Source organism: Bacillus sp. FSL K6-0994 (assembly GCF_038630815.1).
Lineage (GTDB): Bacteria > Bacillota > Bacilli > Bacillales > Bacillaceae > Bacillus > Bacillus safensis.
Map to the genome: position 1 here is coordinate 1,703,271 of NZ_CP152043.1, position 15,617 is coordinate 1,718,887.

Annotated in this window: 24 protein-coding genes; 16 read left to right on the forward strand and 8 right to left on the reverse strand. The window is 39.5% G+C overall.

Annotation, left to right across the window (positions count from 1 at the left end; genetic code table 11):
* Positions 1-13: 13 nt before the first annotated feature.
* Positions 14-556, reverse strand: a complete 543-nt coding sequence (locus MHB69_RS08655; protein WP_024425127.1) for an IseA DL-endopeptidase inhibitor family protein — start codon at positions 554-556, stop codon at positions 14-16.
* Between the two features lie 295 nt (positions 557-851).
* On the opposite strand from MHB69_RS08655, the gene MHB69_RS08660 reads away from it, so the two are divergent.
* Positions 852-1,295 (forward strand): hypothetical protein, encoded by a 444-nt coding sequence (locus MHB69_RS08660; protein WP_034283419.1) that lies wholly within the window; start codon positions 852-854, stop codon positions 1,293-1,295.
* A gap of 45 nt (positions 1,296-1,340) precedes the next feature.
* Here MHB69_RS08660 and lexA read toward each other — a convergent pair whose 3' ends face one another.
* Positions 1,341-1,961, reverse strand: coding sequence for a transcriptional repressor LexA (lexA, locus tag MHB69_RS08665; RefSeq protein WP_034283422.1), 621 nt, complete (start codon positions 1,959-1,961; stop codon positions 1,341-1,343).
* 158 nt (positions 1,962-2,119) lie between these two features.
* Here lexA and yneA point away from each other — a divergent pair, with 158 nt between their 5' ends.
* The 6 genes from yneA (at position 2,120) to MHB69_RS08695 (ending at position 6,535) form a co-directional block, all read left to right on the forward strand.
* Positions 2,120-2,431 (forward strand): cell division suppressor protein YneA, encoded by a 312-nt coding sequence (gene yneA / locus MHB69_RS08670; protein WP_024425130.1) that lies wholly within the window; start codon positions 2,120-2,122, stop codon positions 2,429-2,431.
* Between the two features lie 17 nt (positions 2,432-2,448).
* A complete protein-coding gene (locus tag MHB69_RS08675; protein ID WP_034283427.1) occupies positions 2,449-3,096 on the forward strand; it encodes a recombinase family protein in 648 nt (215 codons plus the stop codon).
* A 69-nt stretch (positions 3,097-3,165) separates the two neighbouring features.
* On the forward strand, positions 3,166-3,396 hold the full coding sequence (locus MHB69_RS08680) for a DUF896 domain-containing protein (protein ID WP_024425132.1): 231 nt from the start codon (positions 3,166-3,168) through the stop codon (positions 3,394-3,396).
* Between the two features lie 187 nt (positions 3,397-3,583).
* A complete protein-coding gene (tkt, locus tag MHB69_RS08685; RefSeq protein ID WP_024427083.1) occupies positions 3,584-5,587 on the forward strand; it encodes a transketolase in 2,004 nt (667 codons plus the stop codon).
* A 198-nt stretch (positions 5,588-5,785) separates the two neighbouring features.
* Positions 5,786-6,232, forward strand: coding sequence for a sporulation inhibitor of replication protein SirA (gene sirA / locus MHB69_RS08690; protein ID WP_024425134.1), 447 nt, complete (start codon positions 5,786-5,788; stop codon positions 6,230-6,232).
* Between the two features lie 84 nt (positions 6,233-6,316).
* Positions 6,317-6,535, forward strand: a complete 219-nt coding sequence (locus MHB69_RS08695) for a YneF family protein (protein WP_003212379.1) — start codon at positions 6,317-6,319, stop codon at positions 6,533-6,535.
* Positions 6,536-6,796: 261 nt separating this feature from the next.
* Here MHB69_RS08695 and MHB69_RS08700 read toward each other — a convergent pair whose 3' ends face one another.
* Positions 6,797-6,964: an aspartyl-phosphate phosphatase Spo0E family protein gene (locus MHB69_RS08700; protein WP_008343814.1), complete on the reverse strand. Its 168-nt coding sequence runs from the start codon at positions 6,962-6,964 to the stop codon at positions 6,797-6,799.
* 214 nt (positions 6,965-7,178) lie between these two features.
* Between MHB69_RS08700 and MHB69_RS08705 the strand changes: the two genes are divergently transcribed.
* Together MHB69_RS08705 and MHB69_RS08710 are read left to right on the forward strand one after the other, a co-directional pair.
* A complete protein-coding gene (locus tag MHB69_RS08705; RefSeq protein ID WP_024427084.1) occupies positions 7,179-7,886 on the forward strand; it encodes a cytochrome c biogenesis protein CcdA in 708 nt (235 codons plus the stop codon).
* Between the two features lie 94 nt (positions 7,887-7,980).
* Positions 7,981-8,463, forward strand: a complete 483-nt coding sequence (locus MHB69_RS08710) for a CcdC protein domain-containing protein (RefSeq protein WP_024425136.1) — start codon at positions 7,981-7,983, stop codon at positions 8,461-8,463.
* Between the two features lie 222 nt (positions 8,464-8,685).
* Here the strand turns inward: MHB69_RS08710 and MHB69_RS08715 are convergent, their stop codons facing one another.
* The 4 genes from MHB69_RS08715 to sspO all read right to left on the reverse strand — a co-directional run bounded on the left by MHB69_RS08715 (position 8,686) and on the right by sspO (position 10,190).
* Positions 8,686-9,114 (reverse strand): DUF2621 domain-containing protein, encoded by a 429-nt coding sequence (locus tag MHB69_RS08715; RefSeq protein ID WP_024427086.1) that lies wholly within the window; start codon positions 9,112-9,114, stop codon positions 8,686-8,688.
* A 262-nt stretch (positions 9,115-9,376) separates the two neighbouring features.
* Positions 9,377-9,778 carry an Hsp20/alpha crystallin family protein gene (locus MHB69_RS08720; RefSeq protein ID WP_041117524.1) on the reverse strand — a complete coding sequence of 134 codons (402 nt, stop codon included), beginning with the start codon at positions 9,776-9,778 and terminating at the stop codon, positions 9,377-9,379.
* Positions 9,779-9,880: 102 nt separating this feature from the next.
* Entirely contained in the window at positions 9,881-10,027 is a 147-nt protein-coding gene (locus tag MHB69_RS08725; RefSeq protein ID WP_003211331.1) for a small acid-soluble spore protein P, read from the reverse strand.
* Between the two features lie 16 nt (positions 10,028-10,043).
* On the reverse strand, positions 10,044-10,190 hold the full coding sequence (sspO, locus tag MHB69_RS08730; protein WP_034283440.1) for a small acid-soluble spore protein O: 147 nt from the start codon (positions 10,188-10,190) through the stop codon (positions 10,044-10,046).
* A 220-nt stretch (positions 10,191-10,410) separates the two neighbouring features.
* Here sspO and acnA point away from each other — a divergent pair, with 220 nt between their 5' ends.
* The 7 genes from acnA to MHB69_RS08765 all read left to right on the forward strand — a co-directional run bounded on the left by acnA (position 10,411) and on the right by MHB69_RS08765 (position 15,207).
* Positions 10,411-13,140 carry an aconitate hydratase AcnA gene (acnA, locus tag MHB69_RS08735; protein WP_120206952.1) on the forward strand — a complete coding sequence of 910 codons (2,730 nt, stop codon included), beginning with the start codon at positions 10,411-10,413 and terminating at the stop codon, positions 13,138-13,140.
* A 66-nt stretch (positions 13,141-13,206) separates the two neighbouring features.
* Positions 13,207-13,710 (forward strand): TlpA disulfide reductase family protein, encoded by a 504-nt coding sequence (locus MHB69_RS08740; protein WP_024425141.1) that lies wholly within the window; start codon positions 13,207-13,209, stop codon positions 13,708-13,710.
* Positions 13,711-13,783: 73 nt separating this feature from the next.
* Positions 13,784-13,909 carry an FbpB family small basic protein gene (locus tag MHB69_RS08745; protein WP_003211002.1) on the forward strand — a complete coding sequence of 42 codons (126 nt, stop codon included), beginning with the start codon at positions 13,784-13,786 and terminating at the stop codon, positions 13,907-13,909.
* Between the two features lie 50 nt (positions 13,910-13,959).
* Positions 13,960-14,103, forward strand: coding sequence for an acid-soluble spore protein N (locus tag MHB69_RS08750; RefSeq protein WP_008357830.1), 144 nt, complete (start codon positions 13,960-13,962; stop codon positions 14,101-14,103).
* Between the two features lie 13 nt (positions 14,104-14,116).
* Positions 14,117-14,359 carry a small acid-soluble spore protein Tlp gene (gene tlp, locus MHB69_RS08755; protein WP_024425142.1) on the forward strand — a complete coding sequence of 81 codons (243 nt, stop codon included), beginning with the start codon at positions 14,117-14,119 and terminating at the stop codon, positions 14,357-14,359.
* Positions 14,360-14,466: 107 nt separating this feature from the next.
* Entirely contained in the window at positions 14,467-14,892 is a 426-nt protein-coding gene (locus MHB69_RS08760; RefSeq protein ID WP_065214407.1) for a thioesterase family protein, read from the forward strand.
* Between the two features lie 3 nt (positions 14,893-14,895).
* A complete protein-coding gene (locus MHB69_RS08765) occupies positions 14,896-15,207 on the forward strand; it encodes a hypothetical protein (protein WP_101677141.1) in 312 nt (103 codons plus the stop codon).
* 39 nt (positions 15,208-15,246) lie between these two features.
* Here MHB69_RS08765 and MHB69_RS08770 read toward each other — a convergent pair whose 3' ends face one another.
* A complete protein-coding gene (locus tag MHB69_RS08770; protein ID WP_342496181.1) occupies positions 15,247-15,534 on the reverse strand; it encodes a HesB/YadR/YfhF family protein in 288 nt (95 codons plus the stop codon).
* Positions 15,535-15,617 lie beyond the last annotated feature (83 nt).

Genomic DNA, 15,617 nt, shown 5'->3' on the forward strand with positions numbered 1-15,617 from the left:
CCTGGTTTTTTATTTAGATGACAGCGTCAATTTGTGTGACTTTCCAATTTTTTTGTACTTTTTCGTACGTAACAGTTCGTTTTACTTTGCGTCCATCAAGTGTTGGGACAGTAAATTCATATGTGCGGACCGTTTGTTTTTTAGAAACAAGTTTAGGTGTGGCTTTTTCCCAATTGAGCATGTTGTCTCCATCACCGACTGGAACAGCCATTTTGCCTTTATGAACAATGAACTGATAATCTTTTAAACCATGTTTGATGGCATCTGGAGTGAAAACTTGAGATAGGTAGCTGTTTAATTTTTTCTTTGTATCAAATGTTTTAGAAAGATAGTTGTACGTCATATCTTTATAGGTAAATGATTTTAATTTGACATTAGAATGGTCTTTAATTTTGTAGCCTGACATTGCACTCCAAAAATGTTCTCTTGCATCAAGGGCAATATGTAACGCTTCTTTATTTGTCAAAGCGGCTGATTTCTTGGAAGCGGCCAATGTTGTTGTTTGTAATGAGATCATAAGCATAATAGCAGTTAATAAAACAAATAATTTTTTCAAGGCGATTGCCTCCTTTTCTCAATGAAAACTTCTTATGTTACAAATGTTACAATAATTACAGTGATATTACAAGTATTAAATCTAAATGTTTTTTATTTCTTTTGTTTCTAATTATATAACGTTTGAGGGAGACAAAAAGTTTTCATTTTTTTTATTTTTCTTCTTAATCATTATTTAACCGTTCTAAAGAAGAACGAAACGTCTTTTGGAAAAATTTCTATTTAGACGTTTAACACTCTTTTTTATTTATGACATATACTGTCGTGATGAAAGTCTAAAGAAAGTGGTGTTTCGTATGTATCAACCGTATGAAGATATGTGGAATGGTTACTCATATGATAGGCAGATGCAGGGATTGCCATCGATTTCTATTCCTCAAATTGGAGGTTTTCCTGGGTTTCCGATTGGAGGAGGTACTTGGCCAGGTCAAGGGTCAGGCGGGCAATCGGCACCGCCAGCTCCGCCGCAGCATATCATTTCGCAGTATCAGCAAGCACTCTCTCAGCCTCAAAGTATGCAGTCGCTTATATCTGCGCAAAGTGCAGGAGGCCATCAAGCTGTTCATTTTGCAGCGGGCTGTAATAGAAGATGGACGATTGTGCTTTTGAGAAACGGTCAAGTATTTTTAATGTTTGTCCTTTCCTCACAGCCATTTGGCAGAACAACTGGCTTTATATGGCCGAACTTTACTTTTGGCTCCTTCCCAAGTTCAAGTATTCTTGCATATTCCTGTGCATAAGAAAAAGCCGGTTCTCATCAGCAGCTGATGAAATACCGGCTTTTTTTAATGAATATTTCGAAATACGCCAATCACTTTACCTAGTATACTCACATTCTGTAAAATAATCGGTTCCATAGATGGATTCTCTGGCTGTAATCTAAAGTGTGTATTTTCTTTATAGAAACGTTTCACTGTCGCTTCATCTTCCTCTGTCATGGCGACCACAATATCTCCATTGTTAGCGGTGCTTTGCTGACGCACAATGACATAGTCCTTGTCCAAAATTCCTGCATCAATCATACTTTCTCCCATAATTTCAAGCATAAACACTTGTTCGTCTGGTGCTGCAAAAGTCTCTGGAAGAGGGAAGTATTCTTCTACATTCTCAACAGCTGTGATAGGAAGGCCGGCGGTTACTTTTCCGATGACTGGAACGTTCATTACAGCACTCTTTGGAATATTCATTTCCTCTTCATCTAGTACTTCGATCGCTCTAGGTTTTGTCGGGTCTCTTCTTATTAAGCCCTTTGTTTCCAGTCTAGCTAAATGTCCATGGACCGTTGAACTGGATGCTAGACCGACAGCTTCTCCAATTTCACGGACGGATGGGGGATAACCCTTGCTTTTTACTTCATCTTTGATGAATTTCAGGATATCGAGTTGTCTTTTTGATAGCTTCGTCATCTTTTGCACCTCAAAACGTCAATTTTAAAGAAATTATAGCATGTTTTTCCTAACAGTACAAACATAGGTTCGAAAAAACGTTTGACAGAAACGTTTGTTCGTATTTATAATGAGAGACAGAAAGAGCGAACACACATTCTATTAGGAGAGATGACATTATGAGGTTAAAAGAATCTATTATTTTTATTGGGGTATTCTCATTCATCGTTGGCATATTTCTCTCACTTATTGCAGTCACAAGCCATAATGATTCAAATCAATATGTTAAAATAGAGGTTCAATCAGGAGATACTCTTTGGGGATTAGCTGATCAAGTAAATGACAGCAAATCAATCGACAAAAATGCATTTATTGACTGGGTAACAGAACACAATGATCTTGCTTCAACAGAAATCCAGCCTGGAGACATTCTTGTCATACCCGTGAAAAAAGAGCATCCAGTCGTATATCAGCTTGCAACAGTACAGTAGAAAGGTCGATTGAAGACATGAACGCAATCATTTATGCGAGAGTAAGCACTGTGAAAGAAGAGCAGGAAACCTCGCTGAAAAGACAAGAAGAAGAACTGCTGGCTTTAGCTGCCATGCACAAGATGAATGTGGTCAAAGTCATCAAAGAAAAAGCAAGTGGATATGAGCTAGATCGTGATGGCGTGTTTGAAATGCTTGCTGCACTGAAGGAAGAGTCGATCGATGCCGTTCTTATCCAAGATGAAACACGTCTTGGAAGAGGACAAGCTAAAATTGCGCTTCTTCATTGTCTATTTAAAGAGAACGTAAAGGTATACAGCGTGTTTCATAGAGGAGAGCTTGAGCTTTCAGAAGCAGATGAAATGGTCATCGAGATTGTAGGAGTCGTCGAAGAGTACCAACGGAAAATTCATAACCTGAAAATCAAGCGGGGGATGAAAAGGGCTGTTGAGCGCGGATATCAGCCTGAACTAAATTTAAGGCAGCAGGACCATGCACCTGGCCGTGAGCGTATTGAAGTGCCTATTTCAGAAATTGTTCGATTAAGAAAAAATAACATGACGTTCGCCGAAATTGCCGCAACTCTTCAGGCATTAGGTTTTGACATTTCAAAAGCAACAGTGCATAGAAGGTATCAAGAATATGAAAAAGGCCTTACCACCTAAAGCGTGATTTGTTGTCAAAATGATTGATATTTAGTAGTATGTAGAGAAAATGCTTTAAAGGAGTTTGTCATGATTTCTAAAGAACAGCTTGCAAGAATAAATGAGCTTTCAAAAAAGTCGAAAGAAACCGGTTTATCAGACGCTGAAAAAACAGAACAAAAGCAGTTGAGAGAAGAGTATTTAAAAGCTTTTCGTTCTTCTATGAAAAATACACTTAAAACTGTCAAAATCGTTGACCCTGAAGGAAACGATGTCACACCAGAAAAATTAAAAAGAGAAAAAGATCAGAACCTTCATTAAGGCTGTGATTTCTTGAATTTTGAAAAGATGGGAAGAATATTCTCGTCTTTTTTCATATTTGCATAACTTTTTAGGTGATCGATAAACTAAATGTGACAAAATCCTTCTTTTTCAGCGTGAAATAGTTGTGAAAAAAGGACAGTAGATTTATGATAATGGTGTACACAAGATACGGAAGGGGATTTATATGGAAACGATTGAATTGAAATCTATTGCAACAATACGTACTCTCTCCATAGACGCAATTGAAAAAGCGAATTCCGGTCACCCAGGAATGCCGATGGGTGCTGCACCAATGGCATACGCTTTATGGACGAATCACTTAAACGTAAGTCCGCAAAATCCAAATTGGTTTAACAGAGACCGCTTTGTTTTATCTGCGGGCCATGGTTCTATGCTTCTATACAGCATGCTTCATTTAAGCGGATACAATCTGAGCATTGAAGATTTAAAACAATTCCGCCAATGGGGAAGCAAAACACCTGGACATCCTGAATTTGGACACACAGAAGGCGTAGACGCGACAACGGGTCCTTTAGGCCAGGGAATTGCTATGGCAGTAGGAATGGCACTTGCAGAAAGACATCTTGCGGAAACGTATAACAAAGACAACTTTCATGTTGTAGACCACTATACATACAGCATTTGTGGAGATGGAGACTTAATGGAGGGAATTTCCTCTGAAGCAGCTTCACTTGCTGGTCATTTAGGCTTAGGCCGTTTAATCGTTCTTTACGATTCAAATGACATTTCTTTAGATGGCGATTTAGATCGTTCATTCTCTGAAAATGTGAAGAATCGTTTTGAAGCGATGAACTGGGAAGTTCTTTACGTGAAAGACGGCAACAACATCGAAGAAGTAACAGCTGCTATTGAAAAGGCGAAGCAAAGCACAGACAGACCTACATTAATCGAAGTGAAAACAACGATCGGTTTCGGATCTCCAAACCGTGCGGGAACGTCTGGTGTGCATGGTGCACCGCTTGGCAGCGAGGAAGCAAAGCTGACGAAGGAAGCTTACTCTTGGACGTTTGAAGAAGATTTCCATGTACCTTCTGAAGTGTACGATCATTTCAAAGAAGCTGTCAAAGACGCTGGACAGAAAAAAGAAGCAGCGTGGAATGAATTGTTTGCGCAATACGAAAAAGAATATCCAGAGCTGGCAGCACAGCTGAAGCTTGCGATTGAAGGAAAGCTTCCTGAGAATTGGGATCAAGAAATTCCTGTTTATGAAGCAGGTTCAAGCCTTGCTTCCCGCGCATCTTCAGGTGAAGTGTTAAATGGCATTGCAAAGCAAGTACCTTTCTTTATTGGCGGGTCTGCTGACCTTGCTGGATCAAATAAAACAACGATTAAAAACACAGATGATTTCGGGAAAAATAATTATGCCGGCAAAAACATTTGGTTCGGGGTCAGAGAATTTGCAATGGGTGCAGCGCTCAATGGTATGGCACTTCACGGCGGTCTTCGTGTATTCGGCGGAACGTTCTTTGTTTTCTCAGATTACTTAAGACCAGCGATTCGTCTTGCTGCCTTAATGGGACTTCCAGTCACTTACGTCTTTACTCATGATAGTATCGCTGTTGGTGAAGATGGTCCAACGCATGAACCGGTTGAACAGCTTGCTTCACTGCGTGCGATGCCTAATCTTTCCGTTATCCGCCCAGCAGATGGAAATGAAACAGCTGCAGCGTGGAAACTAGCTGTATCTTCAACGGATAAACCGACAGCACTAGTTCTTACTCGTCAAAACCTTCCAACAATTGACCAGGCACCAGAGAAGGCATATGAGGGAGTAGAAAAAGGTGGATACGTTGTGGTTGAAGCAGCTGATGCACAGCCGGAAGCACTTCTACTCGCTTCAGGATCTGAGGTTGGTTTAGCCATTGAAGCACAAAAGGCACTTGAAAAAGAAGGTATCCGCGCGTCTGTTGTCAGCCTTCCTGCATGGGATCGCTTCGATCAGCAGTCAGACGAATACAAAGAATCCGTTCTTCCTAAAGCAGTACGTGCACGTATTGCAATTGAAATGGGTGCTTCACTTGGCTGGGAGCGTTACACGGGGCTTGATGGTGACGTGATTGCAATTGATAAATTTGGCGCTTCTGCACCAGGAGAAACCATTATCGAGAAATACGGCTTTACTGTCAGCAATGTAGTCAGCCGTGTGAAAGCGAAGCTGAATAAATAAACGAACTCCAAGCATCATGCTTTTTTGCTATCTGTTTGCAGAGCATTTTCATCCGCTCTGCAAACTTTTTTCTTTTTTCTTGTTTTTTTGACAAAACTAGTTTCTTCTTGCTTCATATATAGACAATTCTTTCTTTCACATTTTTGTATAATACAAGCAATAAACGAGATTGACGAAATGTGAAAGGAAGGGATAGACATGGAACGTCATTATTATATTTATTGGATTGAGGATGAATTTGCGCATCACTATTTTGGCAGAGAATCGATTTTGTTTCATTTGTTTGAGTCGTTACATTGGACGAACCGCACTGACGATGAACTTGTAATGCTTGTGAAGCAAGTGGATTATGTGACGAAACGAATCCCTGCTTTTCATATGCACCAGCGTCTAATGAATAACTTAACGAACATTCACTATACACAAATAGGCTCGATTTACAGCGCTTCCTTACCAGATGGAAAAGGAACTGCAGCATTTATTATTAAAGACCGGTATATTCAAATGTCTGCCACTGGCAGTTATGAGGCAGAAGCGGTGTTTTTTGAAGTGCTGAGAAAAATCAGCCCTTGTTTTCTTGCGATGGACTTTAGTTCAAAGAAACACGGATGGCTCAATCCAGTAAAAGTGAGGAATTTTGTTTAAAAAAATAAAATTGAACGTGAAATGTTGTATAATAGCCTTTTGTTTAGTACACTTTATACGAGACAACATGAAGGAGGAAGAATTATGGATTTATGGGTTGTCATCCTTGTAGGCGTTGTTGCACTGCTTGCAGGAGTTGCACTCGGATTCTTTATTGCTCGTAAGTATATGATGAGCTATTTGAAAAAGAATCCACCGATTAATGAACAAATGCTTCGAATGATGATGATGCAAATGGGCATGAAACCGTCCCAGAAGAAAATCAATCAAATGATGAAAGCCATGAACAACCAAGCGAAATAATACGTACGATATTATGATCATAGATGGAACATGGTTTTAAAGAATGGACAAGCATTGTCCTTTCTTTATTCAATTCACCTTCATCAGACGCTTAAAACCACTGTACTTGCATGAATGAAGCAGGGAAGGTGGTTTTTATTATGGCGTCAAGAGTATGTAAAAAACAAAAAACCCCTATGTTAGAGGTTTTTGTTTCGTTTATGGTCACACATATCAACTGTTCTAAAAATGGTGCGGCATGTTTGATATCATGAAGTATGATTAGTTGGCTGAGTTTGAGTGTAAGTGTCGTTGATATTGTAAGAGGAGATGATCTAGCTGCTGGCTATGTTCGATGGTCACTGTTGATGTCATCCCATTATGCAAGACAACTTTCATCAGCTCTTCTCTTTTTTCTTCGATTTGAGTTAATAATGATGTTTTTACCAAAGTCATGTTCCTTTCATGCAAATCTTGATAAAAAGAATCGATTCTATTATATCCATTTTAAGGTTTATTTTCAAATTTAAAGGATTCATTATCTTGATGTCAAATTAAATTATATAAGGTTTTAAGAGAATAGACCATCTTTATTGAGGTGATGTAAAAAAAATGAAATGATTTTGTCATCTCTTATTGTATATTGTAAGAAGGGGGTGTTCTTTTGACAGATTTGAATTACTTTTTAGCATTTGGAGCAGGATTTCTTTCTTTTATTTCACCGTGCTGTCTGCCGCTTTATCCAGCATTTTTATCGTATATTACGGGCGTTAGTATAGATGAAGTGAAATCCGAGAAGGTGATGCTGAGAAGAAGAAGTCTGCTTCATACTTTATTCTTTTTAGTTGGGTTCTCTATTATATTTATTGCGATTGGCTTTGGGACATCGTTTGTCGGGAAGTTTTTTAATGATTATCATCAAGCGATTCGTCAAATTGGAGCCATCCTCATTATTTTCTTTGGTTTTATGACTCTTGGTGTATTCAAGCCCTCTTTTCTCATGGGCGAAAAGAGAATCCAGTTCAAAAATCGTCCTGCTGGTTTTTTTGGATCCATTCTCATCGGTATGGGCTTTGCCGCTGGATGGACACCTTGTACTGGACCTATTTTATCCGCTGTTATCACACTGGCGAGTAACCATCCTGAGTCGGCGGTTATGTATATGATTGCGTATGTTTTTGGATTTGCCGTCCCGTTTTTTATTCTCTCCTTTTTCATTACGAAAATGGCGTGGATCAGAAAACGTCAGCAGCTCATCATGCGAATTGGCGGAATCATTATGATTGTGGTAGGGATTTTGCTGTTCTTTGATCTTCTGACATGGATTATCATCATGTTCTCATCATTGTTTGGCGGCTTTACAGGCTTTTGAAATCGTTTTCTACAGTCGCGGCGAATGGTTTTTTTTCGTCAATTGGAGTATATTATACATAGGCTGACCTTAAAGAATAAAGGAATGATTTGATATGATGATCTTGATCTCTTCTATAATTGCGGTATGTATGGCGGTGGCCGTCATGTTTATTCGCATTAAGTCATCTGCAAAACCTGCAACTGCGAAAAAAATTATCTTACCTCCTATTTTCATGAGCACTGGTGCATTGATGTTTTTTGTTCCTATGTTTCGGGTAACTGGAGCTGAATTTCTAGAAGCGATCACAGTGGGGATGTTTTTCTCCATATTTTTAATCAAAACATCGAAGTTTGAAATTAGAGGTAATGACATCTACTTAAAACGGTCAAAAGCATTTGTGTTCATTCTCATTGGACTTCTTGTCCTTCGTATCGGGATGAAGACCATCTTGAGTTCTTCTATTGATTATGGTTCATTAAGCGGGATGTTTTGGATTCTTGCCTTTGGCATGATCGTGCCTTGGCGGGTTGCCATGTATTTATCGTTTAGAAAGCTGTCTAAACAATTAGATCCGCAGCAGATTCAAATGAATTAAACCTCCTTTTAATAAAGGAGGTTACATATTGTTGACAAAGAGCTAAAATGATCTTTTATTTTAGCCCTTTGTCTTCTATTCAGCGTTATTGAAAACCTTTGAAGTCTAGGAAGGACGAGCACTGGCGCGGAGCGAATTTAACATTCGTGAGCACCAGCGCGCAGGACTGACAAAGAATGCGAGGGTTTGTCTAAACGCTGAAACCTCCTTTATAAAAGGAGGTTATTTTAATAACGATTCATATGGCGAGTGATCAATGTTTTTTTCTTGAAGGCGCTTCAGTAAAAACTTATGATCCCGCTTTGGTGTGGCCATAATGTAGCCGCGAATGATTAAGTCTAAATTAATGCTGGCAGCCTGTTCTTTTAATGCCAGCTCACCGATTTTACCTGCAATTTTTTCTTTGGCAACATCTCTAAACAGCTCTGGAACAGGTAATACGAGTTCATTTAACAGCTGTTTGTCCTCATCCCGCCATAGGTGAAGGCTCTTTTGAATATATTCATCCTGCCAATCAAGCTCTGATTTCCCATCTTCCTTTGGCAATCGTTTTAAAAACTTGCGAAACATAAAAAAGCCACCGATTGCGAGTAATCCGATCATCACTGTACCCCAAAATAAAATGAACCACAAAAACCAGCCGCTTAACATGTTCTCACTCCTTATACCCCTTATCTCTCTATTTTATATTACATGAAGAGAGGATAGAAGAAAATAACAAAAATGTATGTCTATGATCTCTATAAATGCCCTTTTTCATTGATAGCCGCCCATTTACTAGAATGACCCAAACCAATTAATAGAAAAAGAATACATTATCATATAGCGACTCTACTATTTGGCCATGGTGGTTCGCAAAAGGTATTGACTTGAAACGAACGGGAAGAGAGCCCACCTATATAAAGGTGGGCTCTTAATGTTTGAAGTGCGGGATTTGAAAGGAAAATGCACCGTTTGGATGGTCGGAACATTTTTTAATTTTGATCGATATGACTCGGTTTTCATAATCTGTTTCAATGTCTTTGTCGTTTAAATAAAAAGGGAGCATCACGCTTTTTTCAATTGGCTGTTCGCCTTCACCATTTGCATGTTGTACTGTGTAAGTCAACGTCAGCTCATGTCCAGCGAAGGTCAGCTTTACATCAGTGATCGATAAGGTGGAGACATCGATTTCGATAATATAATCACGGCTTGTTTCATAAAGATCAATTGGGAGGTGTTCATCATACCAGGCAAATGGATCATCCATTAAAACATTGAGCCAATCATCTATTTCAATAAAATCAGAGGAATTCGATTGCTTTTCATTCTCCATAAACACTCCTCCATCACATCTCATAATAAATCATATGATGAAAATAGAAATGTGTGAAAGACCTAAAACATCCCGTGTGGTCACGGGATGAGAGGGGGATAATTACATATCATGATGAGAATTGTGCTTTTGTCTTGTATGGTTGCGGTTTTTCACTTTTTTACTGCCTGATAACGGCTCAGGCTGACCGCCTTGATGCTCCTTAGGAGAGTTTTGACGGATGTCTTTCCCTGTGTTTTTATTCGTCATGATGTTTGGCTCCTTCTTATTGATTCTTTTTACGTTTTTTATTGTTTTGCCTTTGTTCTTCTGTTAAAACGAGCTGATCATCTTCCGTATAGCCTGCGCCATTACCCTGGCTTTTGGCTGCGTTCATGCCATTAATGACATGATTCGCTTTGCGTTTTGTCATGTTTTATCACCTCATTTGTAGTATGAGCCCGCCCCGCTTCGTTTATGAAGAGTAATCATTTCCTAATGATAAGTTAAACTTATTGAATTTAATAAAAGCATTGTTATTTACTTATGTATGAATTTGTTTTAAGATGAAATTGTGAGAAAATTGTGGTGAAATACGACGATTTTTCTGAGAATTGAAATTGATCTTGATCATCAAAAGGGGGATTTTGGACATGTCGAAACAGCAGCAAGTCGCTAAACAAGACGCTTTTCAATCTAGAAAAACGTTTTCGACAAATGGGAAAACGTATCACTATTATTCGTTAGAAGCACTAGAGAAACAAGGAATTGGAAATGTTTCTAAGCTGCCTTATTCCATTAAGGTACTTTTAGAATCAGTGCTTCGGCAAGTAGACGGTAGAGTGATCAAGAAGGAACACGTTGAAAACTTGGCAAAATGGGGAACTGCCGAGGTAAAAGAAATTGATGTTCCATTTAAACCTTCTCGAGTTATTTTACAAGACTTCACGGGTGTACCAGCAGTCGTTGACCTTGCTTCTTTAAGAAAAGCAATGGCAGATGTAGGCGGGGATCCGGATAAAATCAACCCTGAAATTCCAGTTGACCTTGTGATTGACCACTCAGTACAAGTTGATAAAGCTGGAACTGAAGATGCATTAAACATTAACATGGACTTAGAATTCGAACGTAACGCAGAGCGTTATAACTTCCTTAGCTGGGCAAAGAAAGCGTTTAATAACTACCAAGCTGTTCCGCCTGCAACAGGAATTGTTCACCAAGTGAACTTAGAGTATCTTGCAAGTGTTGTTCATGCGATTGAAGAAGATGGCGAGATCATCACTTACCCAGATACATTAGTTGGAACTGACTCTCATACAACGATGATTAACGGTATCGGTGTACTTGGATGGGGCGTTGGCGGTATCGAAGCGGAAGCTGGTATGCTTGGTCAGCCTTCATACTTCCCAGTACCAGAAGTGATTGGTGCTAAATTAGTTGGAGAGCTTCCAAACGGAACAACTGCAACTGACCTTGCATTAAAAGTCACACAAGTCCTTCGTGAAAAAGGCGTAGTGAACAAGTTCGTTGAGTTCTTCGGACCTGGTGTTGCACAATTGCCATTAGCAGATCGTGCAACGATTGCGAACATGGCGCCAGAATACGGTGCTACTTGCGGATTCTTCCCAGTAGATGAAGAAGCCCTTGCTTACCTTCGCCTTACTGGACGTGATGAAGAGCAAATTAATATCGTTGAAGAATATTCTCGCGCAAATGGCTTATTCTATACGCCAGATGCAGAAGAGCCAATTTTTACTGATGTTGTGGAAATTGATCTTTCTAAAATTGAGTCAAACTTATCTGGACCAAAACGTCCACAAGATTTGATTCCACTTTCTCAAATGAAAGAAACGTTCCATCAACACATCGAAAGCCCAGCTGGTAACCAAGGTTTTGGCTTAGATAAATCAGAGCTTGATAAACAAATCGAATTTGATCTTGCAAACGGTGAAAAAGCTGTGATGAAGACAGGTGCGATTGCCATTGCAGCGATTACGAGCTGTACAAATACATCGAATCCATACGTGTTAATCGGAGCAGGTCTTGTTGCGAAGAAAGCAAGTGAGCTCGGTATGAAAGTGCCAAACTACGTCAAAACGTCACTAGCACCGGGTTCTAAAGTTGTAACAGGCTACCTTGTGAATTCGGGACTTCTTCCATATTTAAGAGACCTCGGATTTAACATTGTTGGATATGGCTGTACAACATGTATCGGAAACTCAGGACCGCTTGAGAAAGAAATTGAAGATGCAGTTTCTGAAAATGATCTGCTGATCACTTCTGTTTTATCAGGTAACCGTAACTTTGAAGGTCGTATCCATCCGCTCGTGAAAGGGAACTACCTTGCATCTCCACCATTAGTTGTGGCTTATGCACTTGCTGGTACGGTGAATATTGATTTAACAAAAGATCCTATCGGTGTCGATAAAAATGGCGAGAACGTTTATTTCAATGACATTTGGCCATCAATGGACGAAATCAACAGCGTCGTTAAAAGCACTGTCACACCTGAGCTATTCCGTTCAGAGTATGAAACTGTTTTTGACAACAATGAACGATGGAATGAAATTAAAACGACGGATGATGCATTGTACAAATGGGATGAAAATTCCACATACATTGATAACCCGCCATTCTTTGAAAACTTATCAGTTGAACCTGGTAAAGTTGAACCGCTTAAAGGCTTGCGCGTCGTTGCGAAGTTCGGTGACTCTGTCACAACTGACCATATTTCTCCTGCTGGAGCGATTGGTAAGGACACACCGGCGGGCAAATACTTGCAAGAAAGAGGCGTATCGCCTAGAGACTTTAACTCATATGGATCCCGCCGTGGTAACCACCATGTCATGATGAGAGGGACTTTTGCAAACATCCGTATTAAGAACCAAATTGCACCAGGAACAGAAGGCGGTTATACAACTTACTGGCCAACTGGTGAAGTGACATCGATTTATGATGCATGCATGCGTTATAAAGAGGATGGAACAGGTCTTGCGATTTTAGCAGGTAAAGACTACGGAATGGGTTCTTCACGTGACTGGGCAGCAAAAGGAACAAACCTTCTTGGAATTAAATTTGTTCTAGCTGAAAGCTTTGAGCGTATCCACAGAAGTAACCTTGTCTTCATGGGCGTACTTCCTTTGCAGTTTAAAGACGGAGAAAGTGCAGAAACTCATGGTCTAACAGGAACAGAAACATTTGAAGTTCATGTTGACGAAACAGTTCGTCCACGTGATCTCGTCACTGTGAAAGCAATTGACACAGATGGAAACGAGAAAACGTTTGAAGTGGTGGTTCGCTTTGACAGTGAAGTCGAAATTGACTACTATCGTCATGGCGGTATCCTTCAAATGGTACTTCGCGAAAAATTGGCAAGCAACTAATACAGCAAAGAAGAGAAGGCGATCCAACAGCTTTCTCTTCTTTTTTAAAATAGTGGAGGATCAATCATGTGGAAAAAAGGAATGGCAAGCGCTGTTTTACTTGTGTTGATTGGTTTACTTGCGTGGAATTTATTTGGGCCAAAAGAGCCCGCAATCGGTCTTGAAAAAGGCGATCAGGCCCCTGATTTTGAACTGAAAACCCTTGACGGCAAAACCGCCTCGTTATCTGATTACCGAGGGAAAAAGGTGCTCGTCAATTTTTGGGCGACATGGTGTAAGCCGTGCAGGACGGAAATGCCGGATTTAGACGCGATTAGGAGCGAAAATGACCAAGTTGAAGTACTAGCGGTGAATTTAACGACCACTGAAAAGAGTGTGGATCATGTGGCAGCATTCACAAAAGAATTAAAGGTGAGCTTTCCTGTTTTATTGGACCAAAAAGGCATTCAAGCAAGATATCAGGTGCTCTCATACCCAACGACATACATATTAGACGAAAAAGGACGCATCATGTCTGTGAAGCATCAAATGCTGACAAAAAAAGAAATTGAAAAAGAGCTGGATCTATAATGATTCAGCTCTTTTGCTTATTTTCTAAATGTTTTGGCGAAAATGTAATCATACATATATGGAGGTGAGTGGAATGAGAAGAAGAAAACGACGCACATTTGAAGAGCTTGTGCTTGAAAATAAAAAAGAATTATTAAGCAATGAGGAATTTTTAAACCAGCTTGAAGAAAAGTTGGAAGAGCGATTTAGACAGAAATAAGTTATGAATTATCCGTTTTCGTTCATCCTAAAGAAGAGGGAGGGATGATAATGGGTAGAGAGCATGATAAACAAGCGCAGTTTACACCAGACCATTTAGGGACAAAACCTGTAGCATACAAACGGAATAAAGGTAAAAAGATGCATAATAAATCAAATGAACAGCCTGATGTGATACAGACGAAGGGCGAATAAGGAGGGAATCATGATGAATGACAAGTCCTATCAATCCAATCCAGATGATCGTTCTGATAATGTTGAAAAGCTGCAAGATATGATCGAGAACACTCTTGACAATATTGATGAATCTGAAGCAGCGATGTCCGTTTCAACAGAGACAGAAAAGCAAATGATCAAACAAAAAAACGAAAACCGCAAAATGAGTATTGACGCGATGCGTTCTGAGATCAAGGACGAAGAAGCGGCAAGAAAGAATGGCTATACCGAATAAACCAGGGATTCCTGGTTTATTTTATTGCCTCTTTTTAGAAGAACCATTTGGAATGTGGTAAAATGGCAGAGACAGACCTTAGGTTTTGATAGGAGAGCGATGAAAACGTGTATGTATCCAAAAAAGAAATAGAAGTCCGTTATGCAGAAACAGATCAAATGGGCATCGTGTATCATGCCAATTATTTAATTTGGATGGAAGTCGGCAGAACAGCATTGATTAAAGAATTAGGGTTTTCCTATGCACAGCTAGAAGCAGACGGCGCTCTTGCACCTGTGATAGACTTGCAGGTTCAATATAAAAAACCATTGCTGTACGGTGAAACAGCAACCGTTCATACATGGATTGAAGAATATAATGGTGTCAAAACGGTGTATGGCTATGAAATTCAAAAACCTGATGGACAAACAGCGATTACAGGGACAACCTCACATATATGTGTGGATAAAGACACCTTTAGACCTATTCAATTTAGAAAAGCCTTTCCTGCCTGGCATAAAGTATATGAACAGTCGAAGAAGAAGCAGGTTTAATTTATGGCTTTTGGTATTAAACGAAGCGATTTAAACGCTTGGAAATCAGCTGTCCAGCAAGGAAAAGTTGCTTTTTTAACACACTACTGGCTTGATGACCGTTTTCCAAATGCCAATACTGTCACAAAAGCAGCCTGTCAGGATATGAAGCGGTTAGTTGAGTGGGGAGAAAGACATGGACTAAAAAAAGAATGGATTCATGACCGCGAAGGGTTTCCTCATTTTGACTTGATCGGTGAGCCGCAAAAAAGAATTCTGCAAAAGGAACGATCTTTAGGGAACATTCAGGAGTTTGGGCTGTATATTGAAGTGTAAAACAAAAAAGATACCCGAGGGATGAGGTATCTTTTTTGTTTATTCATAATGAAATTCTGGTTCTTTCACGGACTCGTTATAATCAATATGCAGATCATGGTTGTCAAAGTACCAAATATCACTTTCCTCAATAAAGAAAGTAATACCTTCTATTTCAGCGGTTGCGCCGGCATTTTGAGGTTCATCTTTTGCGACGCCTAGAGAAAAGCCTTTTTGTACATTACTGCACCCGCCATATCTCACAAAAAAGCGAACTTGATCACCTTTTTCTAAATCTAATTCATCCTTGTACCAACTGAGTGCATCTTTTTTTATCGTTAATTTCAATGTGATCGCCCCTTTTTGAAGTCATGCTGTTTTTAAAATGCAGGATGCAAAAACAGCTTTTCTTTACTTTTACCACATATTTA